We start from the raw sequence: 22,705 nt of genomic DNA, 5'->3' as shown, positions 1-22,705 counted from the left end.
GGTGGGCCCCCCCCCCTGCGAGGGGGGGGGGTCGGGTCCCGACCCGGGGCACCGGCAGGCTGCGCTCAGCAGGGCCCGTCGTCGGCCCAGACGCCCCACTGGCCGCCGGCGCTCGGCACCTCGTTCAGCGTCCACCACTTGGCGTGGTAGTTGTGCCCGTTGTACGAGACCTTGGCGCCGCCGGTGTACGTGGTGCTCGCGCTCCACGCCGGGGCGGTGCAACTGCCGGGGGTGGTCGGAGGAGTCGTCGGGGGAGTCGTGGGCGGGGTGGTGGGCGGCGTGGTGGGCGGGGTCGCCCCGGCGAACTTCACCGTGTACTTGGTGAAGTCCCAGTCGTTCTGAGCCACGCTGGAGCAGGAGCCGGACAGCCCCGGGTCGACGTTGCCCGCGCACTGGCGGTCCCGGTTGACCGACCAGTAGGTGTACCGGGCCAGGCCGTGCGCGGTGGCGAAGTCCAGCACGGTCTGGAAGTCGGACTGGTGGAAGTACTCGGCGGCGTCGGTGCGGCCGTTCATCATCGACACGCCCTCGTGGGCGTACGCGGTGGCCTCGTTCCAGCCGAAGGTGCTCTGCAGGATCTGGTTGAACTTCACCAGCGCGTCGGTCTGCGCCGCGGCGCCGCTGAAGCCGCCGTCGAACGGCATGATCGAGTAGTTGTCCGGCGTGAAGCCCTGCGACTTGGCCTCGTTGAGCATCTGGGTGCCGAACCAGCCGGTGCCCGCGTTGGTGCCCGCGGTGGTGATCGAGACGTACAGGCCGGGGTTGTTCTGCTGGAGGATCCGGGCCGCGCCGATCTCGTTGTGGATGGCTGCGGTGTTCTCGTACTCCGGTTCCTCCAGGTCGAAGTCGATCGCCTTGAGGCCGTACTTGGTGATCACCTTCTGGTAGCCGGCGGCGGTCGCCTCGGGGGTGCCGCAGACCTGGCCCAGCTTGGTGCCGCCGTACCCGCCGACCGACACCGAGACGTCCCCGCCCTTGCCGCGCACGGTCTGGATGACGCTCGGCATGGTGGTGTCGGTGTCGATCGAGGAGGTGCCGCCCCAGGCGGGCGAACAGCTGTTGCCCTGGGCCAGGATGAAAGCCAGTTGGAAGGCCTTCTGGCCGGTGGCGTCCATGACGGCGGCGGCGTCCGGCGGGTTGTTGTCCTCGGGCATCAGGTACGGCGCCGAGGCGTACCAGTTGCTGCCGAGCCCTCCGGCGGCGGTGGTGCCGGTGGTGTCCGCGGAAGCGGAGGCGGAGCCGGTGCCGGCCAGGGCGGCGACGCCGCCGGCGACCAGGCCGAGCGCGGCGGCCACGGCGAGCGCGGCGGGGCGCCCGAGGGCGGGGCGACGGGCGGGGCGAGGTGCGGTGTGCCGGTGGGAATGCGGGGGAAGAGCGCGTTCCATCGGAAGCCTTTCCAGGAAACGGCAGTGGGGGAGGCCGGCCTGGTCGCGCCGGGTGTGGGGGTGGCGCGGCGGCCGAACGGACCGTCGGCGGCGGGTGGTTGCCGAAGGTCCTCACTGGTATAGACCTGTGGGGAAGGGGGGTCAACCCCAAAAGGGTCAAGCCCGCCCGTCCGTCACGGGCGCGACAGCGCGCCAGGAGTCCGGCGGGTGCGCGGGCAGGCGGAAATGCCGTGGATCGCCGGGCGGGCCCGTGGCAGCATGGCGCCCATGACGACCGACCGAAAGGACCGTGCCGCGTAGTCGGCCGGGACGGATCCGCGCAGAGCTTCCGCGCCGCCGGGTCCGAGGAGCGCAGCCGGTGATCGACGGGGTGTCCGCGCGGGCCCTCGCCGAGATCGCGCGGCTCGAACGTACGCGGAACCACCTGCGGCCCGGGGACACGGCGGCCGCACTGCGTCGGTGGCGGGCGTACGTCCACCGTCCCGAGCGCCGGCTGTGGGAGGACTACGCGGAGCGCGACCTGTACTGGTTCTGCTGCGGTTGCCCGTGGGACGACCGGGACCTGTTGGAGACGGTGATGCTCGCGCTGTCGCCCCGGCACGCCCGTCAACTGCGCGCCGTCGTCGCCCGGTTCGACGCCCGGTGGGACGTGCCCGTACCGCCCTGGCTGCCGCCGGACGGATGGAGCTGAGCGCCCGGCGCCGGGCGCTCAGGCCCCGACGGTGGTGTCCGCGCCCACCCCCGCCAGCAGTCCGCTGACCGCGGGGGCCCACGGGCGGCCGGTCGGCCCGGTCAGCGACAGCGTCCGGTGGACGGCGGGCCGGATCGGGACCAGCACGCAGTCGGCCGGGAGCATGGTCAGTGCCAGCGCGGGCATCACCGAGACCCCGACGCCCGCGTGCACCATGCCGATCAGGGTGTTCAGGTCGCGGATGCGGTGCCGGGGCGCGAAGCGGGTACCGGCCCGCCGGTAGGCCTCGCGGATGTGGCGCTCGCAGCCGCCCTCCGAGAGCAGGAAGTCGTCGTCCTCCAACTCGGCCACGTGGACGGTCGGCTGGTCGGCGAGCGGATGGTCGCGGCGCAGCAGTGCGTGCATCGAGTCGGCGCCGAGCGCGACCGCCCCGGGCGGCAGCGGACCGGCGTCCACCAGCACGGCGGCGTCGACCGTGCCCGCCTCCAGCCAGGCCGCCAGCTCGTCGTCCTCGCCCTCGAAGACCCGGACGGTCAGCTGCGGGTGGGCCGCCCGCCAGTCCTTCAGCAGTCCGGGCAGCAGCGCCTGGCAGACGGTGGTGGGCGCCGCCAGCCGTACGGTGCCGGTCAGGCCGCCGCAGTGCCGGGTGGCGATCGCGCGGACGGCGACGGCCGAGGCGACGGCCGTCCTGGCGTGCGGGAGGATCTGCTCGCCGAGCGGGGTGGGGCGACACGGGCTGCCGCGCCGCAGCACGGGCGCGCCGAGGTTGCGCTCCAGCGCGGCGACGGCGTGCGAGACGGCGGACTGGCTGATGCCCAGCTCGTCGGCGGCCGCTCCGAAGCCGCCGGTGTCGGCGACCGCGACCAGTGCCCTGAGCTGGGCCAGGTTGACGTCCGAGGTCATGAGACTTCCTCATCACGGGTGCACTGCCACTTGTTGGACTCATGCTCCGGTGCCGGGCCACGCTCTGTCCAGTTGATGGCACGGCCACGAGCGTGGCCACGGCCACGGCCACGGATGCGGCCACGGAAACGGCCACGGCCACGGAAACGGCCACGGAAACGAAGACGGACGCGGCCACGGACACGGACAAGGAGGTGGTGGGGGTGCGGCGCTGGCTGCCGGGCTTCGTGGCCCTGTCGGCGATCTGGGGCGCGAGCTTCGCCCTGATCAAGGTCGCGGTCGACGCGGGGGTGCCGCCGCTCTGGGTGGCGCTGTGGCGCTGCCTGCTGGGCGCGGCCACGCTGTGGGCGATCCTCGTGGTGCGCGGCGAGCGGGTCCCGCGCGACCGGGTGCTGTGGGGCCATTCGGCGGTGGTGGCGGTGCTGCTCAACGCGGTGCCGTTCACCCTCTTCCCGTTCGGCGAGACCAGGGTCAGCTCGGTGCTCGCCGGGGTGATGAACGCGACCACCCCGCTGTTCACCCTGCTGTTCGCGGTGCTGGCCGTCCCCGGGGAGCGCCGCCCTGGCGCCCGCCGACTGGCCGGCCTCGGGCTCGGCTTCCTCGGCGTGCTCACCGTGCTCGGGGTCTGGCGCGGCCTCGGCGCCGGGGCGACCGCCGGCGCGCTGGCCTGCCTGGCCGCCGCCTGCTGCTACGGCGCCGGCTTCGCCTATCTGCGCCGCTTCCTGTCCGGCCGCCCGGAGTCGGTGACCACCCTCTCCGCGCTCCAGATCGCCTGCGCCGCCGCCGAGTTGGCGCTGGTCGCGCCGCTCGCCGAAGGCGCCCCGCACTGGCCCGGGGCGGGCCCGGCGCTCGCCCTGCTGGTGCTCGGCGTGGCCGGCACCGGCCTGGCGTACCTGCTCAACCTGGCCCTGGTCCGCGGCGCGGGGGCGACGGTGGCCTCCGCCGTCACGTACGTGATGCCGCTCTGGTCGACGGCGCTGGGCGCGGCGTTCCTGCACGAGCCGGTGGGCTGGAACGCGCTGGTCGGCGGCGTGCTGGTGATCGCTGCCGTCGCGCTGGCCCAGCCGCGCCCGGCCCCGGTGGCGGCCCAGGGCGGGGCCCCGGCGGAGGACCCGAAGGGCCGTCAGCCCGTCGGTTAGGGTGGACCGGGTGAGCGAGGTCAGCGACGGCGGGGGTGGCGGGGGCGGCGAAGGGGGCCGCGAGGCGGAACCGCAGCCGACCGCCGTGGGCGAGGCGCTGTGGGCGCACCCGCTGCGCTTCCCGTTCACCCGCTGGGTGCCGCGCTGCTGGGCGTACCTGCTGGGCAGTGCGCTGCTCGGGCCGGTGCTGCTGGCGGTCCTCGTGGTGCTGCTGGTGCTCGGCCTGGGCCTGGGGGCGATCGGCGTCGGGATCCCGCTGCTGGTCGCCCTGGCGCTCATCGGCATTCCGACCGCCACCGCGGCCCGGTGGCGGCTGCGGCTGGTGGAGCCGGTCCCGCTGCCCGACCCGCACCGCAGCCTGCCCGGGGCGGGCCGCCGGGCCCGCATCCGCACCCGGCTGCGCGAGCGGGCCACCTGGCGCGAACTCGCCCATGCCGCGCTCGTCTCGACGGTGCTGGCCGCCGCCGCGCTCGGCTTCACCGCGCTGCTGGTGCTGTCCGGCCTGTACGTGCTCTCCCCGCTGGTGGTCTGGGCGCTCGCGCCGGAGACCGTGATGCTGATCCCCGGGCGCGCCGTCCCCGGGCCGCTCGCCGCCCTGCCGTTCACCGCCGCCGGGCTGGCGGGCCTGCTGCTCTGCGCGTACGCCGGGGCGCTGCTGACCGCCGCCGAGGTCGCGCTGGCCCGCTTCCTGCTCGCCCCCCGGGAGGACGACCTCGGCCGCCAGGTGCTCGAACTCACCCGTTCCCGGGCCAGGTTGGCCGACGCCTTCGAGGCGGAGCGGCGCCGGATCGAGCGCGACCTGCACGACGGGGCGCAGCAGCAGCTGGTCGCGCTCAGCATGACCCTCGGGCTCGCCGAGTACGAGCTGCGCGACCGGCAGGGCCGGGCGGCGGACCTCGTCACCCGGGCGCGCGGCGAGGCCCGGCAGGCGTTGGAGCAGCTGCGCGGACTGGTGCGCGGCATCCACCCGCAGGTGCTCACCGACCACGGGCTCGCGGCCGCCGTCGCCGAGGTCGCGCTGCGTCACCCGATCCCGGTGGAAGCCGACATCGAGCTCCCGGAGCGGCTGCACCCGGCCGTGGAGACCACCGCCTACTTCACCGTCACCGAGGCGCTCACCAACGCCGCCAAGCACAGCGGCGCCACCGCGATCACCGTCCGCGGGCGGGTCGCGGGGGGCCGGCTGGTCGTCCAGGTGACCGACGACGGCCGCGGCGGGGCGGACCCGGCCGCCGGGGCCGGACTGGCGGGACTCGCCGACCGGGTGGCACTGCTGAGAGGACGGCTGATGGTGACGAGCCCGACGGGCGGCCCGACGACGCTGCGGCTGGAGGTCCCGTGCTCCGGGTCGTGATCGCCGAGGACGCGGTGCTGCTGCGCGCCGGACTGGTCGAGCTCCTCGCCCTCGGCGGCCACCGGGTGACCGCCGCCGTCGGCGACGCCGAGGCGCTGGCCGCGGCCGTCGACGCCGAGCGGCCGGACATCGTGGTCACCGACGTCCGGATGCCCCCCGACCACACCGACGAGGGCCTGCGCGCCGCCCTCGCCCTGCGCGAGCGCCACCCCGGCCTGCCCGTCCTGGTCCTGTCCCAGTACGTGGCCACCCCGTACGCGACCCGGCTGCTGGCCGCCGCCGGTGCTCAACCGGCCGGTCTGGGCTACCTGTTGAAGGACCGGGTCGGTGACGTCGCGGACTTCCTGGACGCGCTGCGGCGGGTCGCGGACGGGGAGACGGTGATCGACCCCGACGTGGTCCGGGTGCTGCTGCGCGGCCGGTCGGGCGACCGCCCGCTGGCCCGCCTCACCCCGCGCGAGCGCGAGGTGCTCGCGCTGCTGGCCGAGGGCCTCAACAACCAGGCTGTGGCGGCCCGGTTGAGCATCACCGAGGCCTCGGTGGTGAAGCACTGCGGGAACATCTTCATGAAGCTGGACCTGGACCCGACCGAGGGCAACCGGCGGGTGCTCGCGGTGCTGGCGCACCTGCGCGGCGAGTGACCGGTCCGCCCGTCCGACGGCAATTCACCCACTTGTCACAGGGGTTGTGCGGCCGGAACGATGGCGTCATGGAGAGGACACGGGAACCGCAGAGCGCAATCGTCAACCGGCTGCTCAAGGGCGAGGCGACCAGGGAGGACACCACGACGGCGCAGACCAACTTCCTGCTGTGGCTGCGGCAGGAATGGGCCGGGGACGGGGACCGGGCGCTGGCGGCCTGTCGGGACACGCTGACGGCTGCCGGGGGCGAGGAGTGGCGGGCCATGCCGGAGCGCGATCTGTCCGCCCACGTCTGGCTGTTCAGCTTCTCCTGCCCGAGCCGCGACGACCTGCCGGGCCAGGCGAGGAACTGGGTGACGGCGGTCCGCGCCAACGGCGGGGCGCCCGCCATCGCCCGACTGGTCAGGCACCTGCGGGGGCAGGCGGAGTGACCGGTCCGGCCGGAGCCTCCTGGGCGGCCGGAGCCCCGGGAACGGCCGGAGCGACTGGAGCGACTGGAGGAACCAGGGCGGCCGGGGGCCGGGGAACGGCCGGAACAGCGGGAACACCCGGAGCGCCCGGGCCCGGCAGTGGCGAAGCGGGGTCCAGCAACTCCGTGAGCCGCCGCGCCGAGGCCTCCCAGGTCCAGTGCTCCTCGACCCAGCGCCGCCCCGCCGCCCCCATCCGGGCCCGCTCGGCGGCCGGGGCCAGCAGGAGGCGGGTCAGGGCGGCGGCCACTTCGGCGGGATCGCGGCCGTCGACGACCGTGCCGGTGACGCCGTCCAGGACGGTGTCCGGGGCGCCGCCGGAGCGGCCGGCCACCACCGGGAGGCCGGCCGCGGCCGCCTCCAGGAAGACGATCCCCAGGCCCTCGGCCTCCAGGCCCAGCCGCCGGGTGCGGCACGGCATCGCGAAGACGTCCGCGCCGGCGTAGTGGACGGCCGTCCCGGCGTGGTCCAGGCCGCCGGTGAACACCACGCTGCCCGGCTCGGTCAGCCGGCCGGCCAGGCCCCGCAGCCGGTCCTCGTCCGGGCCCCGGCCGACCAGCACCAGGGTGGTCCCGGGCACGGCCCGGCGGATCGCGGGCAGCGCGCGGATCAGCGCGTCCTGCCCCTTGCGCGGGACCAGCCGCGCCACGCAGAGGACCACCGGGGCGGCGGCCGGCACCCCGGTGGTGCCGGCCGGCCGGAAGACCGACGGGTCGACCCCCGGTACCAGGCGCACCAGCCGGGCGTCCGGCCCGAGCGCGGGGGCGATCCGGGCGCGGGTGTAGGCCCCGAGGAAGGTCACCGCGTCCGTGCTGCGGCCGATCCGGCGCAGCAGGCCGCGGGCGCCCGGGGTGCGGGCCCACCAGATCTCGTGTCCGTGCGTGGTGGCGACCGTGCGGCGGATGCCGGGCGCCAGCCGCCGCAGGCCGGGCGTCATCGCGGCGAGCGGGGCGGCGGCGCCGAACCAGACCCGGTCGCAGCCGTGCGCGCGGGCTATCGCGGCGGCCCGGCGGGTGGCCCGAGGGGTCGGCAGCAGGGTGCGGGCGCGGTCGCGGATCACCGGGTAGGGGAGAGCGGCGTCGTGGCGCTCCGCGCCGGGTTCGGCCGAGGTGTAGACCACGACGTCGTGGTCGGGAACGCGGTCGGCCATGGCCCGGACGAAGGTTTCGATGCCGCCCTGGCGCGGTGGGAAGTCGTTGGTGACGACGAGGGTGGTGCCCATGGCAGGCCTTTCGGAAGGGAGAGCGGAACGGAGAGCGGAACGGGGACCGGATCGGAGGACGAGAGGGGGAGCAGGACGAGGACGAGCGGCAGCGCGAGGTAGCCGAACCGCCCGGCGGGTGCCAGCAGGAAGGCCGCGGTCAGCCCGAGGGCCAGCCGGTGCGCCGCCGCGGCCGCGGTGCGGGGCGGTCGGAGGAGCAGGGACGCCCCGACGGCGAGCCCGGCGAGCAGCAGCAGGCCGACGGCGGCGTACCAGCCGGGCGGGCCGAGATCGGCGAGCAGCCGTCCGGGCAGCGGGCTGGCGGCCGGGGTGGGCAGCCGGCCGCGCCCGGTGGGGAAGGCGAACACCTGCTCCACCAGCGGCCCGGGCGCGCGCAGCGCCACCGGCAGCACGGCCACCGCCGCCGCGCCCACCGCGACGGCCGCCCCGCGCAGCGCCGCGCGCCGTCCGGCCGTGGCCGCCAGCAGGGCGGTCACCACGGCGAGTGCGGGCCAGGCCGTCCACTTCAGCGAGCAGGCGGCGGCCAGCGCCAACCCGGCCGCCACCGGCCGCCGTTCGGCGGCGCGGACGAGGGCGAGCCAGCAGAGGCCGATGAGCGGCAGGTCGACCCCGCTGACGCAGAGCGGCAGCGCGACCACCGGCGAGACGGTGAGCGCGGCGGCGCCGAGCCGGCGCCCGGCGGGCACCGTCCGCAGCACGCAGACCAGGAACACCGCCGCGCACCAGAGCCGGGCGTCGCCGAGCGGTGACCCGCCCAGCGGCGTGTCGTCCAGCAGCGCCCGGGGCAGGCCCAGCAGGGCCATGCCGGGAAGGTACGGGGTGTACTGGGCGACGGACGCCGGCTCGGCCAGGTACGGGGTGCCGGTGTGCAGCAGCAGCGACCCGGAGCGCTCGATCACCCCGACCTCGCTCTGCCCCCGCCCGTCCAGCACCAGCACGAGCAGCGGCACCAGCACCGCCCCGACGGCGGCGACCGCCACCGACACCTCACGCCCGCGCCGCCGCACCAGCGCCACGGCGAGTGCCGCCGACAGGTACCCGCAGGCCGCGAAGGTCCCCCAGCTCCGGTGCGGCCCGAGCCCGGACAGCACCGGAAACGCCCCCGCCCACCCGGCCGCCACCAGCCACCCGCCGCACCACCACCACGCCCGTTTCGTCACGCCTTCATTGCATCGCCGCAGCTCGGCGGGGTCATCACGGCCAGGTCGAGCCCTGTGGTCGGGTTTCCCCCACCTCCGCCGGGACGGCGACGGCCGCGGCCACAGTGGCGAGGACCGCAAAGGACCGCAAAGGACCGCAAAGGACCGCAGAGGGGCGCGGAGGGGCCTCGGGGCGCGGCGGGGACGGGCCCGCTCCTCGCGTTGACGTTCGGTGGCCGGTGGATTACTGATCGTCCCCGGCCCACCGCTATCCTCGCCCTGTGGTGAGGTCGTGGGATGCGGCGGTGGAGCGGGCACAGGACCGGCTGGCGGCGGGGCCGCGGCTGCGGGCGGCCGGTCCGGGGGAGGAACGGCGGTTCGCCCTCTGGGACTTGGCGTCCCTGGTGGAGGGCGAGCTGGGCGAGCGGGTGGACCCGGACGGGCTGGCCCCGCCGGCGGAGCGCAGGTGGCGGGAGCGGCTGGGGGAGAGCGGGCGGGAGTGGCCGGGCGGGGAGCTGTACCGGCGGCGCTACTGGATCCGGGACGACGCGGGCGCGGTGGCGGGCACCGTCGCGGTGGACAACTGGACCAAGGGCCCGAGCCAGCTCGCCGTCTCCTCCCTCTACGTGACGCCGGCCGCGCGCGGCCGGGGCCTGGCCGCCGCCGCGCTGGACGAGGTGTACGCGGCGGCCACCGCCGAGGGCCTGCCGGGGTTCCGGCTGGAGGCGCACTGGACCTGGCAGCCGGCGGTCCGCTACTACCTGCGCCGGGGGCTGTGGGTGGTGGGCTGGAAGCGTGCGCTGTCCTTCGCCCGGATGCCCCAGCTCCCCGTGCACCGGGTGCGGGAGGAGGACGGCCGGCTGCTCCTGCTGGTCGCCGACCGGCTGCGCGGCTGGGTGCCGATACTGGCCGCGGGGCAGGAGGGCCGCTGGCTGCGGCTGGACGAGACGGCGGACTACCGGGGCTGCGACGGCTGGGTGCACGAGTACGCCCGCTCCACGCTGGCCCTGTGCCTGGCGCTGGCCGGCCGGCCGCTGGTGCGCGGCCCGCAGTGGTGGGCGGAGGCGTGGCGCTGGTCGGACGCGGGGGAGCCGGAGGGCCTGGCGTACCGGATCGAGGAGTTCGAGCGGGCGGCCCGGAAGGCGGGCCGGCCGATGGTGAGCCCCTACCGCCCGGCGTCGCCGCCGCAGTCCGGGCCGCCGCAGTCCGGGCCGTCGCGCTCCGAGCCGCCTCGGCCGGGGCCGCGGCAGTCCGAGTCGCCTCGGTCGGGGCCGCCCCGGTCGGGGCTGCCGGAGCAGGCTCCGCCGGCATTCCCGCAGCTGGCAGACTCGGGGGATGGCTGAGATCGAGATCGACGGCGCCCCTGCCGACCCTGCGCGGCTGGCCGCGCTGGGGCTGCTCAACTACGGGCACTTCACCACCCTGCGGGCGGAGGAGGGCCGGGTGCGCGGTCTGGCGCTGCACCTGGACCGGCTGGTCCGGGACTGCCGGGTGCTGTTCGGCGCCGAGCTGGACCGGGCGGTGGTGCGGGCGCGGATCGGCGCGGTGCTGCCCGCCGACGGCGCGCCGGTGACCGTCCGGGTCACCGTGTACGACCCGGAGCTCGGCCTGGAGCGCCCCGCGGCCCCGGCCGCACCCGCCCTGCTGGTGACCACCCGCCCGGCCACGGCGGCCGCGCCCGCCCCGCTGCGGGTCCGCACCGCGGCGTACCGGCGGGAGCTGCCGGAGGTGAAGCACGTCGGCCTGTTCGGTTTGGTGCACCACCGCCGCTTGGCGCAACTGGCGGGCTTCGACGACGTGTTGCTGGTCGACGAGGACGGCCTGGTGGTCGAGGGCGCGACCTGGAACGTGGGCTTCCTGGCCGAGGAGAAGCTGGTCTGGCCGCAGGGGCCGAGCCTGCCGGGCGTGACCGAGGCCCTGCTGTCCGGCGCGTACCGGGGTCCGCAGTCCCGCGAGCCGCTGGCCGCCGACGGGCTGGACCGCTTCACCGCCGCCTTCGCGGTGAACGCGGGTGTCGGGGTGTGTCCGCTGGCGGCCGTGGACGGCACCGCCTTCGACCCCGCCCACCCGGTGCTCGCCGAGCTGCGCGCCGTCTACCTGGGGGTTCCCGCCGAACCGGTGGGGGGATAACCCCACCTCCGGTCCGCCGGTGGCCTGCATGGTCCGCGGAGTCCGTTCTCCCTAGGTTGGAGCACGTTGACGACGAGCGACGCTACGACGCGGAACCGAAGGAAGGCCCACCCATGGCACGCCGCCAAGACCGCCGCAGGACCGACGAGTTCGGGACGGACCAGTACGGCACCGATGGGTACGCCCCCGCCGCCCACGCCGCCCCCGCCGCCCCCGGGTACGGCACCCCCTACGGCACCGCCCCGCAGGCGGCCCCCGCGATCGAGCTGCGCGGGGTGCGCCGCACCTACGGGCGCGGCGAGGCGACGGTGCAGGCGCTGTGCGGGGTCGACCTGGCGCTGGCCCACGGCAGCTTCACCGCGGTGATGGGCCCGTCCGGCTCCGGCAAGTCCACCTTCCTCCAGTGCGCGGCGGGCCTGGACCGCCCGGACTCCGGGCAGGTCCGGCTCGGCGGCGAGGACATCACCGCGCTGAGCGAGAACCGGCTCACCAAGCTGCGCCGCAGCCGGATCGGCTTCGTCTTCCAGTCCTTCAACCTGCTGCCCTCGCTGACCGTCGAGCAGAACGTGCTGCTCCCGCAGCGGCTCGCCGGGGAGCGCCAGGACCGCGCCCGGGCGCGGGAGCTGCTGGGCCGGGTGGGTCTCGGCGAGCACGCCCGGCGCCGGCCCGGCCAGCTCTCCGGCGGCCAGCAGCAGCGGGTGGCGATCGCCCGCGCGCTGATCACCCGCCCGGACGTGGTGTTCGCCGACGAGCCGACCGGCGCCCTGGACACCCGGACCGCGCACGAGGTGCTCGCCCTGCTGCGCCAGGCCGTTGACTCGCTCGGCGCGACCGTGGTGATGGTGACCCACGACCCGGTGGCCGCCTCCTTCGCCGACCGGGTGCTGTTCCTGGCCGGCGGCGAGATCGTGGACGACCTGCCGCATCCGAGCCCGCAGACCGTCGCGGACCGGATGGTCGCGCTGACCGCCCGCCCGGTGGGAGTGGCGGCGTGACGAACGGACTCGCGCGCTCCTCGGTGCGCTTTCGGCCCGCCTCCTTCGCGGGCACCCTGGTCGCCCTGCTGCTGGGCGCCGTCGTGGTGGTGGCCTGCGGCGTGCTGCTGCAGACCGGTCTGACCGCGAGCCTGAAGCCCGCCCGGTACGCGGACGCCCCGGTGGTGGTCGCGGCCGAGCAGGCGGTGAAGATCCAGAAGAAGGTCGGCCAGGACACCGAGACCGTGGAGCAGGCCACCCCGGAGCGGGCCCGGACGGACGCCGCGCTGGTCGGCCGGCTGGCCGCGCTGCCCGGGGTCGCGGCCGCCCGCCCGGACACCGCCTTCCCGCTGCCCGCCACCGGCCCGGCGCCGGCCCTGACCGGCCGGGGCTTCGCCGCGCTCGGTATCGCCGGACCGGGCGACACCCTGGTCGAGGGCCGCGCGCCCGGCGCGAACGAGGTGGTGCTGGACGCCGACACGGCGCGCGCCGCACACCTCGCCCCCGGCGCGCGCCTCACGCTCACCGCGCCCGGCGGCACTGCGGACTACCGGGTCTCCGGCCTGGCCGCCGCCCAGCAGGCCGGGCCCACCGCCTGGTTCGCCGACGCCACCGCCGACCGGCTCTCCGGCCACCCCGGCCGGATCGACGCCGTCGCCGTCCAGCCCCGCGCGGGCGTGAGCACCGCCGCACTCGCCGCACAGGTCCGCCAGGCCGTCGGCGGCGACGCCAGGACCTTCACCGGCGACGACCGGGGCGCCGTCGAGCACCCCGCCCTCGGCGGCGCCCGCAGCCTGCTGATGGCCCTCGGCGGCACCTTCGGCGGCTACGCCACCATGACCGCGGTCTTCGTGGTGATGAGCACCGTCGCCCTCGCCACCGGCCAGCGCGCCCGCGAGTTCGCCCTGCTGCGCGCCGTCGGTGCCACGCCGCGCCAGATCCGCCGCACCATCGCCGCCGAGGCGATGCTGGTCGCGCCGCTCGCCGCGGCGCTCGGCATCCTGCCCGGACTCGCCCTCGCCCGCTGGTGGTTCGGCCAGCTGGTCGAGCGCGGCGCCGTCCCCGCGGACGTCCGCCTGGACGTCGGCCCGCTGCCGATGCTCGTCGCCGTCCTCGCCTGCACCCTCGCCGCGCTGACCGCCGGCTTCCTGGCCTCCCGCCGGCCGTCCCGGATGCGGGCCGCCCAGGCGCTCGGCGAGGCCTCCGTCGAACCGCCCCGCCCGGGCCGGGTGCGCACCGTCCTCGGGCTGGTCTTCGCCGCCGGCGGCGCCGCGGCCGCCGCCGTCGCCAACTCCCTGGACGGCGCGCAGGCCGCCCAGACCGCGCTCGGCGTGGTGATGTGCCTGATGATGGCCGTCGCCCTGCTCGGCCCCTGGCTGGCCCGGGCCGCCGCCGCGATCCTCGGCGCCCCGCTGCGGGCCGGCGGCGCCCCCGGCTCGCTGGCCGCCGACAACACCCGCGCCAACGCCCGCCGGCTGGCCTCCGCGATCACCCCGATCGTCCTGGTCACCGCCTTCTGCGGCACCCTGCTGATCCTGCAGAGCACCGTGCGCCACACCGCCGGCGAGAACGTCCGGGCCGGCGTCACCGCCGACCACGTGGTCGGCGCCACCGGCCCCGGCCTGCCCGCCGGGACGGCCGAGCGGGCGGCCCGGGTGCCCGGCGTGGACACCGCCGTCGGCGTGCTGCGCACCGGCGTCGTCTACGAGAACGGCGGCCAGCTGGGCTCCGCCCCCGTGCTCGGCGTCGACGGCGACCCGGCGCGGCTGCCGAAGGTGCTCGACCTGGGCGTGCGCAGCGGCACGCTCGCCGACCTCGGCCGCGCCCCCGACACCATCGCGCTGAGCGCCACCCTGGCCGACGCGCTCGGCGCCGGGGTCGGCGACCGGGTCCCGCTCCGGCTCGGCGACGGCACCGCCGTCCGGCCCGCCGTGGTCGCGGTGTACGACCGCGGGCTCGGCGTCGGCCAGGCGCTGCTGCCCCGGGCCGCGGTGGCCGCGCACGTCACCGCCGGGTACGACAGCCAGGTGCTGGTCGCCGACGCACCGGGCGCCGACCCCGCGGCGGTGGCCGCCGGGCTGGGCACGCTGGCCGGGGCCGCGGTGACCGACCGGGCCGGGTTCGTCGCCCAGTCCGACAAGGACCTGGAGCTCAGCGGCTGGGCCAACACCGTGATGGCCGCCGTGCTCGGCGGGTTCGCCGCCGTCAGCGCCGCCAACACCCTGGTGATGACGGTGCTGGACCGGCGCCGCGAGGTCGCGCTGCTGCGCCTGGCCGGCACCACCCGGCGCCAGGTGCGCGGCATGATGCGCTGGGAGGCGCTGCTGGTGGCCTCGACCGGGCTGGCGGTCGGCGCGGCCATCGCCGGGATCACCCTGGTGCCGGTCGCCCGGGGCGTGGCCGGCTCCGCCCCGTACGTGCCGCCGATGCTCGCCCTGCCGCTGGCCGCCGGAGCCGTGCTGCTCTGCCTCGCGGCGACCGGGATGCCGGTCCGGGCGCTGCTGCGGACCCGGCCGGCGGCGCTGGGCGCGGTGCGCCAGTAGCAGTGCGCCAGTAGCGGTACGCCGGTAACGGGGCCGGGGCCGGGGCGGGCCGCGGGGGAAGGGGGTGCCCTTGAGGACGACTCAAGGGCACCCCCTTCCTTCGGGTGGGAACGGCGGCCCGGGTGGGGGGTTCATGGGAAGCGCATGACCTTCCAATGACCTTGACAAGGGCTGATCGTGATGTCGAATCAGCTACGCTCGCGCCCGCCCCGCCAGACCGTCGACGCAGAGAGTAGCCCGACATGAGCAGTCCTCCCGCAGCCCCCGCGGCCCCCGCGCCCCGCTGGCCGCTGATCCTGCTGCGCGCCTCCACCACCCTGCTGGCCCTGCTGTCACTGCTCCAGGTCATGCTGGCCGGCAGCTTCCTGAACGGCACCTACGACTCCCTGAAGGACCACGAGGGCAACGCGATGATGCTGGCCACCGTGGTGGTGATCCAGCTCGCGGTGGCCGTCGCCGTCCGGTGGCCCGGCCGGGGCCCGCTCTGGCCGCTGTGGACCACCCTCCTGCTCACCGTCGCCGTCGTCGGCCAGATCACGGCCGGCTACGCCCGGGCGCTCGGCGTGCACGTCACGCTCGGCGTCCTGCTGGTCAGCGGCGTGCTGTTCGGCCTGGTCGGCGCCTGGCGGCTGCCGCTGCCCGCCAGGCACGCCCCGGGCGTCGGCGGCCCCGACGGCACCGGACGGCTGCCGCGCCCCGGCGGACCGGTGGAGGTGTCCCGGTGAACCGGCGCCGGTTCCTGGGCGTCGGCGCCTCCGTCCTCGGCGCGGGCGCCCTGGCCGCCGTCGCCGTCCCCTCCGCCGCCCGGCTGCTCGCCGAGGGCCGCCCCGGGCAACTGCTGAGCAGCGAACTCGACCTGCCGGAGGCCTTCCGGGCCGCGCTGCCGGTGCCGCCCGTGCTGCAGCCGGTGCGCAGCGACGCGACGGGCGACTACTACGAGATCACCCAGCAGGTCGCCCGGCTGGAGATCCTGCCCGGGGTACGGACCGAGGCCTGGACGTACGGGGGCGGCTTCCCCGGGCCGACCGTGGTCACCCGCGCCGGGCGGGCGGCCGTGGTCAAGCACCGCAACGAGCTGCCGGTGCCCTCGGTGACCCACCTGCACGGCGGACACACCCCGGCGGACAGCGACGGCTACCCGGTCGACCTGCTGCTGCCGGTCGGGTCCTCGGCGGACGCCGCGTCCGGCACGGCCGGAATGGCGGGCATGGCCGGCATGGCGGGGATGGCCGGGATGTCCGGGACGGACCACCCGGCGGCCCGCACCGCCGTCGGCGAGCGCACGTACACCTATCCCGGCAAGCAGCGCGCCGCCACCCTCTGGTACCACGACCATCGGATGGGCTTCACCGGCCCCGGCGTCTGGCGCGGACTGGCCGGCTTCCACCTCGTGCACGACGACGAGGAGGCCGCGCTGCCGCTGCCGCGCGGCGAACGGGACCTGCCGCTGATGATCGCCGACCGCTCCTTCGCCGCCGACGGCTCCTTCCGCTACCCCGCCGTCGACCCCGGGCTCGCCGAGCCGGGCGTCACCGACGCCTACGCCAACGGCGTGCTCGGCGACGTCATCCTGGTCAACGGCGCGCCCTGGCCCCGGCTGGACGTCGACCGGGCGCACTACCGGCTGCGGCTGCTCAACGCCTCCAACGCCCGGCTCTACCGGCTCGAACTCGACCCGCAGCCCGAGGGCGGCGGCGCCCTGGTCCAGATCGGTTCCGACGGCGGCCTGCTCGCCGCCCCGGTCCGGCACGACGGCATCGAGATCGCCCCCGCCGAACGCTTCGACGTCGTGGTCGACTTCTCCCGCTACGCGCCCGGCACCCGGGTCCGGCTGGTCAACCGCTTCGGCAGCGGCCGGACGGCCGAGGTGATGCGCTTCGACGTCACCGCGAAGCAGCCGGCCGACGACGCGACGGTGCCCGACCGGCTCGCCACCGTCGAGGCCCTGGACGCCTCCGCGGCCGTCACCACCCGCGACTTCACCTTCCGGCGCAGCCGCGGCGACGGCTGGACCATCAACGGCCGCCCGTACACCCCCGGCCGCAGCATCGCCACGCCCGCCCTCGGCGCGGTCGAGCTCTGGCGCTTCTCCACCGACCTGCACCACCCGGTGCACGTCCACCTGGACCACTTCCAGGTGATCGGCCGCAACGGCGCGGACCCCGGCCCGTACGACGCGGGGTGGAAGGACACCGTGGACCTGCGTCCGGCCGAGGCGGTGGAGGTGCTCGTGCGCTTCACCGACTACGCGGGCGCGTACATGCTGCACTGCCACAACCTGGAGCACGAGGACATGGCGATGATGGCGGACTTCACGGTGCGCTGAGGAGCGGGCCACCCGGACGGCGCAGTGCCGGAGGGCGTGCGCTGCGCCCTCCGGCACTCCTGCCCTAGCGTCGCGGGAAGAGGACCCGCCGACGGACGGAGCCGCCGCCATGACCACCCCCGCCGAACGCCGCCGCCGCGGCCGGGCCGCCCGGGAGCGGATCTCCCGCTCCGCCCACGGCCGGTGGATCCCCGCCGCCGACCGGCCCGACCCGCTCGACGTGCTGGAACGGCAGTGCGAGGACCGGATCACCCGGCTGCTGCCGATCCGCCGCGGCCGGATGGCGGCGAGCCCCTTCGCCTACCTGCGCGGCGCCGCCGCCGTCCTGGCGGCCGACCTCGGCGCCCTCCCCGAGACCGGCCTCACCGTCCAACTCTGCGGCGACGCCCACCTGTTGAACTTCGGCCTGTACGCCTCGCCGGAACGCGCACTGCTCTTCGACGTCAACGACTTCGACGAGACCCACCCCGGCCCCTTCGAATGGGACGTCAAACGGCTCGCCGCCAGCGTCGCCGTCGCCGCCCGCGACAACGGCCAGGACGAGCAGCGGGCGCGCCGGGCCGCGCTCACCGCCGTCCAGGGGTACGCGGACGCCATGCGGCGACTGGCCGGGAAGGGCGAACTCGACGTCTGGTACGCCCGGGTGGACACCGCCGACCTCCCGGCACGGCTGGGCAAGCCGGGACAGCGCAAGCAACTGGAGTCCGGCCTCGCCCACGCCCGCAGCCGCACCAGCCTGCAGGCTTTCGGCAAACTCACCGAGGAACGGGACGGGCGGCGCCGGATCATCAGCGCACCGCCGCTGATCGAACCGCTGAAACGGACCGAACTGCGCGCCGTCGGCCAGGTGTTCAGCGACTACCGGTCGACCCTCCCGGAGTCCCGCCGGGTGCTGCTGGACCGCTTCCGCTTCGTCGACGCGGCGACCAAGGTGGTCGGCGTGGGCAGCGTCGGCACCCGCTGCTACATCCTGCTGCTGGAAGGCCGGGACGGCCGCGACCCGCTGTTCCTCCAGCTCAAGGAGGCCGGCCGGTCGGTGCTGGAGGAACACCTGCCGCCGCTGCGGGTGGACGCCGAGGTGTCCGCCCACCACGGCGGCCGCCGGGTCGTCACCGGGCAGCACCTGATGCAGGCCGCCAGCGACATCTTCCTCGGCTGGACCACGGGCCCCGGCGGCCGCCACTACTACGGCCGCCAACTGCGCGACATGAAGGGCTCGACGGAGATCGCCGACCTCACCCCCTCCGGCCTGCGCGCCTACGCCGAGCTCTGCGGCCGCACCCTCGCCCGCGCCCACGCACGCACCGGCGACCGCCTGGCCATCGCCGGCTACCTCGGCAGCGCGGACACCTTCGCCGAGGCCGTCGCCGACTTCGCCCTCCGCTACGCGGACCGCACGAAGGCCGACCACGGCGAACTGGTGGCGGCGATCGAGGACGGGCGGCTGGCGGCGGTGTCCGGGGTGTGAGCCGGGCGCTTTGAGGCGGGTCTTCGAACTCCTCGACTCCCGGCTCAACCGACGCTCCGAGGCGCCGCCGCCACCAGCAGCGCGGCGGCGACCAGCAGGCCGCCCGCGTAGAACGGGCCGAGCCCGCCGGCCGCCGTACCGAGGGAGGCGGCGGCCAGCAGCGGGCCGGCGGTGGCGCCGAGGTTGAGGGCGGCGGTCGCACAGGCGCCGGCCAGGGCGGGGGCCCCGGCCGCCTCGTACAACACCCGGGTGATCAGCGTGCCGCCGACCGCGAAGGACAGCGCACCCAGCAGGAACACCAGCGGCAGCAGCGCGCCCGGTGCCCCGGCCAGAACGGCGAGCGCGGGCCAGCCCGCCAGCAGCAGCGGGCCGCCGACCGCGAGGACCGGACCGGAATGCCGGTCCGCGAGCCGCCCCGCGACGGTGACCCCGGTGAACGAGCCGGCGCCGAACAGGACCAGCGCGACCGGCACCCACGGTTCGCCCAACCCGGCGGGTCCGGTCACCACGGGGGCGAGGAAGGTGAACCCGCCGAAGGTCGCCGCGTTCACCAGCCCGGCGAGCAGCATCGCGCGGAGAAGTCCTGGGCGGCGCAGCTCGGCGAGTTCCGCCCGCAGGGCCGTCGTCGCGGACCGGTCGGCGCGAGCGGTGACGGACGGCAGACCCCTGGCGATGCCGACGGCGGCCGGCAGGCAGAGCAGCGCGACCGCCCAGAACGCGGCACGCCACCCGAACACCGCGCCCAGCACCGCCCCGCCCGGGACACCGGCCACCGTCGCCACCGTCGTCCCCGACAGCAGCACGGCGAGCGCCCGCCCCTTGCGGTCCGCCGGGACCAGCGCGGCGGCGGTGGTCAGCGCCACGGCCAGGAACCCTGCGTTGGCGAGCGCGGCCACCACCCGGGTGGCCAACAGCACCGGGAAGCTCGCGGTGACCGCGCCGACCGCGTGCGCCGCCGCGAACGCCAGGACGAACCCGAGCAGGCTGCCGCGCCCCGGCCGGCTGCGGACGAGTACGGCCATCAGCGGCGCGCCGACCGCCATCCCGACCGCGAAGGCCGAGGTCAGCCCGCCGGCCGTGCCGACGGTGACGCCGAGGTCGGCGGCGAGGCAGGGCAGCAGCCCGGCGAGCATGAACTCCGAAGTGCCCATGGCGAACACGGCCAGGGCGAGCAGATAGAGCGGAAGGGGCATCGAGAGGCTCCGAAGTGGGGGAACGAGAAGGACGGACGTCTCGTCACCGCACGCTCAACCCCCGGGCGGCGCGGACGTGGCGCTCGCTCGGACCTCGGTGGTTCAGTGCTTCCGGGTTTCAGGGGGCCGACGGCGCGTGACCGAAAGCCCCCACCCTGGATGCCTCAGGGCTCGACATGCCCGGCAGGCTACCCGACCCTCCGCCGTCGAAGCATCCGGTTTTCCAGGTGGACGGGCCCGGTCCGCGGTCGTCCGCCTGCGCCGGGATCGTCACGCCGTCCAAGGTGCCCCGCAAGGGGGTTCGATGAATCGTGTGAGAATCGGCGGGGTCCTGGCCGCGACGGCCCTGTTGCCGCCGGCCGTGGGCGCGGTGGGACGGTTGGAGTCCCGCAGTGGCGGACGGGCCGTGGTGGCCGACGCCCTGAACCGGCCGGTGCTGCTGGTCGGCGCGGCCGGCGTCCTGCTCCTGGCCGCGCGCCTGATCCGCGGCCGTCGGGACACGGTCGGCGGGGTGGTGACGGCGGTCGGGGTCCTCGGGCTGCTGTTCGCGGTGGGCGCATCCGTCCTCGGCTCGTTCCAGGAGCTGGTCCGCTCGGACACGCGCACGAGCTCCCCCGGCCGGACGGACCACGTCCTGACCGTGGTCAACCGCGGCTACTCGGAGCAGGAGAGCAACACCTTCCACATCGCGCTGGAGACCGGCACCGGCCTCTCGGCCCGCCGCTGGCACGTCCTCACCGTCCAACAGGCGTTCCTGGGGCAGGGCGAGTTCGTCTCGGCGCAGTGGTCCGACGCCGGCCACGTCCGCATCACCACCGACGCCGGGTACCGCGTCTTCACCGTCGACCCGGACTCCGGCGAACCGACCCTCACCGAGAGCGCGGGCAAGGTGCGGACCGTCTAGGTTCCCGGCAGGCGGCCACGATGCGCGGCTCGACCACTGCCAGGGGGAACAGGGCACCGGACAACCTGTCGGCCGGGCCGGGCCGAGAGGCCACCTCTAGGATGCCGGGAAACCGAAGAGGGGGTTCGATGACGAACCGTGGGAGAGCCGGCGGCATCGTGGCCGCCACCGCGCTGCTGCTGCCGCCGGCGCTGTGGGCGGTGGGGCGCATGGAGTCGGGCGACGGCGGGCGGGCGGTGCTGGCCGACGTCCTGAACCGGCCGTGGGCGATGCTCGGTCTGGCCGCCGTCCTGCTGCTGGCGGCGGTCGTGGTCCGCGGCCGGTGGGACGTCGTCGGCGGGCTGGCGGCGGCGTTCGCGGTGTTCGGGCTGCTGCTGACGGGTGGCGGCCACGTCCTCCAGACGTTCGGCCCGAAGGTCCACGGGGTGAGCCGCACCGCCTCCCCGGAGCGGGCGGACCACGTTCTGACGGTGGCCCACCACGACGATCCGGAGGGCTACAACGGCCGCTACTTCGTCCGGCTGGAGACCGGCACCGGCCTGTCGACCCGCCGCTGGGACGTGCTCGCCCTCCACACGGGCGGCTTCCGGGGCGAGGGGGAGTTCGTCTCGGCGGAGTGGGCCGGATCCGGCCGGGTCCGCGTCGACACCGACGCCGGCTACCGCGTCTTCACCGTCGACCCGGGCTCCGGCGAGCCGACCCTCACCGAGAGCGTCGGCGAGCTGAAGTCCCTCGTCCGGAGGGCCTGAGCCCGGACGACGGGGGCGTTCGCCGCCGAGGAGCCGGTGCTGCGGGTGCTGTGCCCGCGGGAGCCTCTGCCGCGTGCTGCTGGAGACGGCGGCCGCGGCGGCGGCCGTGGCCTTCGTGGCTGGCCGGGTGCGGGCGCACCGGGTCTGAACTGCGCGATCGTCCGCGGGGATTGTCAGTGCTGTGTGCAAGGGTGACGTCATGCTGGCGATCGCGGTGCAGACGAACGAGACGCGGCACCTGAGGGTGTCGGCGGACGAACTGGCGGGGATGGTCCGGCGCATCGGTGCGCCGGACGACCGCTTCCTCGTCGTGGAGCGGATACCGGACCTGCCGGACGTGTACGTGCAGGTGTGGCACGCCGACGGGGAGGAGTACACGCTGGAGCACCGGGACGGCTCCGCCGAGCGGCACTTCGAGGTGCGGCTGGACGGGCCCGAGCCGGTGGTCGAGGCGATGACGGGCTGGGCGCGCGGTGCGGCGGGCTGGGACGAGGGCCTGGACTGGCGGCCGCTCGACCTCGGCCCGGCGCCGGAGCCGGTGCCGCCGATCGACCTGGAGGCGGGCGAGCGGAGGGAGTTGGAGGAGCGGCTGCGGCTGACGCTGGCCTGCGGCTACACCGACCGTGCCGGGCTCGCCGAACAGGCCGAGGAGCACCTGGTCGCGGGCGACCGCCGCCCGCTCTCGCGCCCGCAGGCCGAGCAGCTCGCCGACCGGCTCTGGCTGGAGCGGGTCGGCGAGCAGAGCGGCTGGATCGGCGAGACGGATCCGGAGCGCCTGACCAGGGCCTTCGCCGCCCTGGAGGCGGGCGGCCTCACGGCCCGGGAGGACTTCGGCTGCTGCCGCTCCTGCGCGGACGCCGAGATCGCCGAGGCCGGCGCCCCCGAAGCGCGCGGCTTCGTCTGCTTCCACGCCCAGTGCACCGAGTCCGCCGCCGCCGGCCACGGCCTGTCCCTGCTGTACGGCGGCTTCGACGGCTCCCCGGCGACCACTGTCGCGGTCGGGAAGGAAGTGGTCGCCGCCCTGACGGAGGCCGGCCTGCCGACGGTCTGGAACGGCGACCCGTCCCACGCGATCGAGATACGCCCGCTGCTGTGGCGCCGCCGCCTGGGCGCGTGAGACCGGGGGTGCGGCAGCCGGTTGGTGGTGCGGCAGCCGGTGGGTGGTCAGGTGCACCGGTGGGTGGTCAGGTGCGTCGGCGGGTCCAGCGCCAGTGGTTGGTGAGGCCGAGGCCGGCGCCGAGGAGGACGGCGCCGACGGGGACGAGGGGGAGCCACAGGGTGGCAACGGCCGCGCACTCGACGAGCAGGCCGAGGGGGAGCAGCCAGCGGAACCAGGGCTCGCCGGGGAAGCAGCGGGCGTCCCAGACGGCGGCGGCGAGCACGGCCGCGGCGACCAGGACGCCGAGGACGGGGATGCCGTGGGGTGTCACGGTGAGCGCCAGGTGCATGTCCGTCAGCCTCTCCCGCCGGTGACCGG

The 22,705-nt window shown here is 76.1% G+C and carries 21 protein-coding genes; 15 read left to right on the top strand and 6 right to left on the bottom strand.

The annotated features are described in order from the left end of the window. Positions 1 to 65 precede the first annotated feature (65 nt). Positions 66 to 1,385, bottom strand: coding sequence for a chitinase (locus tag ACFVHV_RS22100; protein WP_380352874.1), 1,320 nt, complete (start codon positions 1,383 to 1,385; stop codon positions 66 to 68). A 358-nt stretch (positions 1,386 to 1,743) separates the two neighbouring features. Between ACFVHV_RS22100 and ACFVHV_RS22095 the strand changes: the two genes are divergently transcribed. Continuing rightward, positions 1,744 to 2,076: a hypothetical protein gene (locus ACFVHV_RS22095; protein WP_380352873.1), complete on the top strand. Its 333-nt coding sequence runs from the start codon at positions 1,744 to 1,746 to the stop codon at positions 2,074 to 2,076. A gap of 18 nt (positions 2,077 to 2,094) precedes the next feature. Here ACFVHV_RS22095 and ACFVHV_RS22090 read toward each other — a convergent pair whose 3' ends face one another. Then, positions 2,095 to 2,979 (bottom strand): LysR family transcriptional regulator, encoded by an 885-nt coding sequence (locus ACFVHV_RS22090; protein ID WP_380352871.1) that lies wholly within the window; start codon positions 2,977 to 2,979, stop codon positions 2,095 to 2,097. A gap of 203 nt (positions 2,980 to 3,182) precedes the next feature. On the opposite strand from ACFVHV_RS22090, the gene ACFVHV_RS22085 reads away from it, so the two are divergent. The 4 genes from ACFVHV_RS22085 to ACFVHV_RS22070 all read left to right on the top strand — a co-directional run bounded on the left by ACFVHV_RS22085 (position 3,183) and on the right by ACFVHV_RS22070 (position 6,544). Then, positions 3,183 to 4,118: a DMT family transporter gene (locus tag ACFVHV_RS22085; RefSeq protein ID WP_380352870.1), complete on the top strand. Its 936-nt coding sequence runs from the start codon at positions 3,183 to 3,185 to the stop codon at positions 4,116 to 4,118. Positions 4,119 to 4,203: 85 nt separating this feature from the next. Beyond that, complete coding sequence (locus ACFVHV_RS22080; protein ID WP_380352876.1) at positions 4,204 to 5,472, top strand: sensor histidine kinase; 1,269 nt, start codon at positions 4,204 to 4,206, stop codon at positions 5,470 to 5,472. Then, on the top strand, positions 5,457 to 6,113 hold the full coding sequence (locus tag ACFVHV_RS22075; protein WP_359897632.1) for a response regulator transcription factor: 657 nt from the start codon (positions 5,457 to 5,459) through the stop codon (positions 6,111 to 6,113). Before ACFVHV_RS22080 ends, ACFVHV_RS22075 begins: the two co-directional genes overlap by 16 nt. Before the next feature lie 68 nt (positions 6,114 to 6,181). Then, positions 6,182 to 6,544 (top strand): hypothetical protein, encoded by a 363-nt coding sequence (locus ACFVHV_RS22070; protein WP_380352868.1) that lies wholly within the window; start codon positions 6,182 to 6,184, stop codon positions 6,542 to 6,544. On the opposite strand, the gene ACFVHV_RS22065 is transcribed toward ACFVHV_RS22070, so the two are convergent. Both ACFVHV_RS22065 and ACFVHV_RS22060 read right to left on the bottom strand, forming a co-directional pair. Continuing rightward, positions 6,516 to 7,730: a glycosyltransferase family 4 protein gene (locus ACFVHV_RS22065; protein ID WP_380352866.1), complete on the bottom strand. Its 1,215-nt coding sequence runs from the start codon at positions 7,728 to 7,730 to the stop codon at positions 6,516 to 6,518. The two genes, ACFVHV_RS22070 and ACFVHV_RS22065, sit on opposite strands and share 29 nt — an antisense overlap. Then, the gene (locus ACFVHV_RS22060; RefSeq protein WP_380352864.1) at positions 7,637 to 8,962 is read right to left on the bottom strand and encodes a glycosyltransferase 87 family protein; all 1,326 of its coding nucleotides are present in this window, start codon (positions 8,960 to 8,962) and stop codon (positions 7,637 to 7,639) included. Before ACFVHV_RS22060 ends, ACFVHV_RS22065 begins: the two co-directional genes overlap by 94 nt. A 263-nt stretch (positions 8,963 to 9,225) precedes the next feature. Here ACFVHV_RS22060 and ACFVHV_RS22055 point away from each other — a divergent pair, with 263 nt between their 5' ends. From ACFVHV_RS22055 to ACFVHV_RS22025, 7 genes are all read left to right on the top strand, one after another. Next, positions 9,226 to 10,284, top strand: coding sequence for a GNAT family N-acetyltransferase (locus ACFVHV_RS22055; protein WP_380352862.1), 1,059 nt, complete (start codon positions 9,226 to 9,228; stop codon positions 10,282 to 10,284). Continuing rightward, positions 10,277 to 11,071 carry an aminotransferase class IV gene (locus ACFVHV_RS22050; RefSeq protein ID WP_380352861.1) on the top strand — a complete coding sequence of 265 codons (795 nt, stop codon included), beginning with the start codon at positions 10,277 to 10,279 and terminating at the stop codon, positions 11,069 to 11,071. Before ACFVHV_RS22055 ends, ACFVHV_RS22050 begins: the two co-directional genes overlap by 8 nt. 113 nt (positions 11,072 to 11,184) lie before the next feature. Further along, positions 11,185 to 12,066: an ABC transporter ATP-binding protein gene (locus ACFVHV_RS22045; protein ID WP_380352859.1), complete on the top strand. Its 882-nt coding sequence runs from the start codon at positions 11,185 to 11,187 to the stop codon at positions 12,064 to 12,066. Next, positions 12,063 to 14,588 carry an FtsX-like permease family protein gene (locus ACFVHV_RS22040; RefSeq protein WP_380352857.1) on the top strand — a complete coding sequence of 842 codons (2,526 nt, stop codon included), beginning with the start codon at positions 12,063 to 12,065 and terminating at the stop codon, positions 14,586 to 14,588. Before ACFVHV_RS22045 ends, ACFVHV_RS22040 begins: the two co-directional genes overlap by 4 nt. A gap of 242 nt (positions 14,589 to 14,830) precedes the next feature. Then, the gene (locus ACFVHV_RS22035; protein ID WP_380352855.1) at positions 14,831 to 15,313 is read left to right on the top strand and encodes a hypothetical protein; all 483 of its coding nucleotides are present in this window, start codon (positions 14,831 to 14,833) and stop codon (positions 15,311 to 15,313) included. Continuing rightward, on the top strand, positions 15,310 to 16,914 hold the full coding sequence (locus tag ACFVHV_RS22030) for a multicopper oxidase family protein (protein ID WP_380352854.1): 1,605 nt from the start codon (positions 15,310 to 15,312) through the stop codon (positions 16,912 to 16,914). Before ACFVHV_RS22035 ends, ACFVHV_RS22030 begins: the two co-directional genes overlap by 4 nt. A gap of 109 nt (positions 16,915 to 17,023) precedes the next feature. Further along, a complete protein-coding gene (locus ACFVHV_RS22025) occupies positions 17,024 to 18,382 on the top strand; it encodes a DUF2252 domain-containing protein (RefSeq protein WP_380352852.1) in 1,359 nt (452 codons plus the stop codon). 44 nt (positions 18,383 to 18,426) lie between these two features. On the opposite strand, the gene ACFVHV_RS22020 is transcribed toward ACFVHV_RS22025, so the two are convergent. Beyond that, positions 18,427 to 19,575 carry a Cmx/CmrA family chloramphenicol efflux MFS transporter gene (locus tag ACFVHV_RS22020; RefSeq protein ID WP_380352851.1) on the bottom strand — a complete coding sequence of 383 codons (1,149 nt, stop codon included), beginning with the start codon at positions 19,573 to 19,575 and terminating at the stop codon, positions 18,427 to 18,429. Between the two features lie 304 nt (positions 19,576 to 19,879). On the opposite strand from ACFVHV_RS22020, the gene ACFVHV_RS22015 reads away from it, so the two are divergent. The 3 genes from ACFVHV_RS22015 to ACFVHV_RS22005 all read left to right on the top strand — a co-directional run bounded on the left by ACFVHV_RS22015 (position 19,880) and on the right by ACFVHV_RS22005 (position 22,345). Next, positions 19,880 to 20,479 (top strand): hypothetical protein, encoded by a 600-nt coding sequence (locus ACFVHV_RS22015; RefSeq protein WP_380352849.1) that lies wholly within the window; start codon positions 19,880 to 19,882, stop codon positions 20,477 to 20,479. 128 nt (positions 20,480 to 20,607) lie between these two features. After that, on the top strand, positions 20,608 to 21,228 hold the full coding sequence (locus ACFVHV_RS22010) for a hypothetical protein (protein WP_380352847.1): 621 nt from the start codon (positions 20,608 to 20,610) through the stop codon (positions 21,226 to 21,228). 199 nt (positions 21,229 to 21,427) lie between these two features. Continuing rightward, positions 21,428 to 22,345: a DUF6891 domain-containing protein gene (locus ACFVHV_RS22005; protein WP_359897646.1), complete on the top strand. Its 918-nt coding sequence runs from the start codon at positions 21,428 to 21,430 to the stop codon at positions 22,343 to 22,345. Between the two features lie 67 nt (positions 22,346 to 22,412). Here ACFVHV_RS22005 and ACFVHV_RS22000 read toward each other — a convergent pair whose 3' ends face one another. After that, positions 22,413 to 22,676: a hypothetical protein gene (locus tag ACFVHV_RS22000; protein ID WP_380352845.1), complete on the bottom strand. Its 264-nt coding sequence runs from the start codon at positions 22,674 to 22,676 to the stop codon at positions 22,413 to 22,415. Between the last annotated feature and the right edge of the window lie 29 nt (positions 22,677 to 22,705).

It is taken from the genome of Kitasatospora sp. NPDC127116 (assembly GCF_042677365.1).
In the GTDB taxonomy this organism is placed as follows: Bacteria; Actinomycetota; Actinomycetes; order Streptomycetales; family Streptomycetaceae; genus Kitasatospora; species Kitasatospora lactacystinica.
The sequence above is the reverse complement of the archived record's forward strand: the minus strand, read 5'-3'. Positions and strand labels throughout refer to the sequence as shown.

What these genes read in the sequence shown, in the direction of transcription:
- ACFVHV_RS22065 (WP_380352866.1), bottom strand. Translation starts at nt 7,730, where the DNA reads ATGGCCGACCGCGTTCCCGACCACGACGTCGTGGTCTACACCTCGGCC.
- ACFVHV_RS22020 (WP_380352851.1), bottom strand. Translation starts at nt 19,575, where the DNA reads ATGCCCCTTCCGCTCTATCTGCTCGCCCTGGCCGTGTTCGCCATGGGC.
- ACFVHV_RS22000 (WP_380352845.1), bottom strand. Translation starts at nt 22,676, where the DNA reads ATGCACCTGGCGCTCACCGTGACACCCCACGGCATCCCCGTCCTCGGC.
- ACFVHV_RS22010 (WP_380352847.1), top strand. Translation starts at nt 20,608, where the DNA reads ATGACGAACCGTGGGAGAGCCGGCGGCATCGTGGCCGCCACCGCGCTG.
- ACFVHV_RS22005 (WP_359897646.1), top strand. Translation starts at nt 21,428, where the DNA reads ATGCTGGCGATCGCGGTGCAGACGAACGAGACGCGGCACCTGAGGGTG.
- ACFVHV_RS22090 (WP_380352871.1), bottom strand. Translation starts at nt 2,979, where the DNA reads ATGACCTCGGACGTCAACCTGGCCCAGCTCAGGGCACTGGTCGCGGTC.
- ACFVHV_RS22025 (WP_380352852.1), top strand. Translation starts at nt 17,024, where the DNA reads ATGACCACCCCCGCCGAACGCCGCCGCCGCGGCCGGGCCGCCCGGGAG.
- ACFVHV_RS22035 (WP_380352855.1), top strand. Translation starts at nt 14,831, where the DNA reads ATGAGCAGTCCTCCCGCAGCCCCCGCGGCCCCCGCGCCCCGCTGGCCG.
- ACFVHV_RS22050 (WP_380352861.1), top strand. Translation starts at nt 10,277, where the DNA reads ATGGCTGAGATCGAGATCGACGGCGCCCCTGCCGACCCTGCGCGGCTG.
- ACFVHV_RS22015 (WP_380352849.1), top strand. Translation starts at nt 19,880, where the DNA reads ATGAATCGTGTGAGAATCGGCGGGGTCCTGGCCGCGACGGCCCTGTTG.
- ACFVHV_RS22045 (WP_380352859.1), top strand. Translation starts at nt 11,185, where the DNA reads ATGGCACGCCGCCAAGACCGCCGCAGGACCGACGAGTTCGGGACGGAC.
- ACFVHV_RS22070 (WP_380352868.1), top strand. Translation starts at nt 6,182, where the DNA reads ATGGAGAGGACACGGGAACCGCAGAGCGCAATCGTCAACCGGCTGCTC.
- ACFVHV_RS22100 (WP_380352874.1), bottom strand. Translation starts at nt 1,385, where the DNA reads ATGGAACGCGCTCTTCCCCCGCATTCCCACCGGCACACCGCACCTCGC.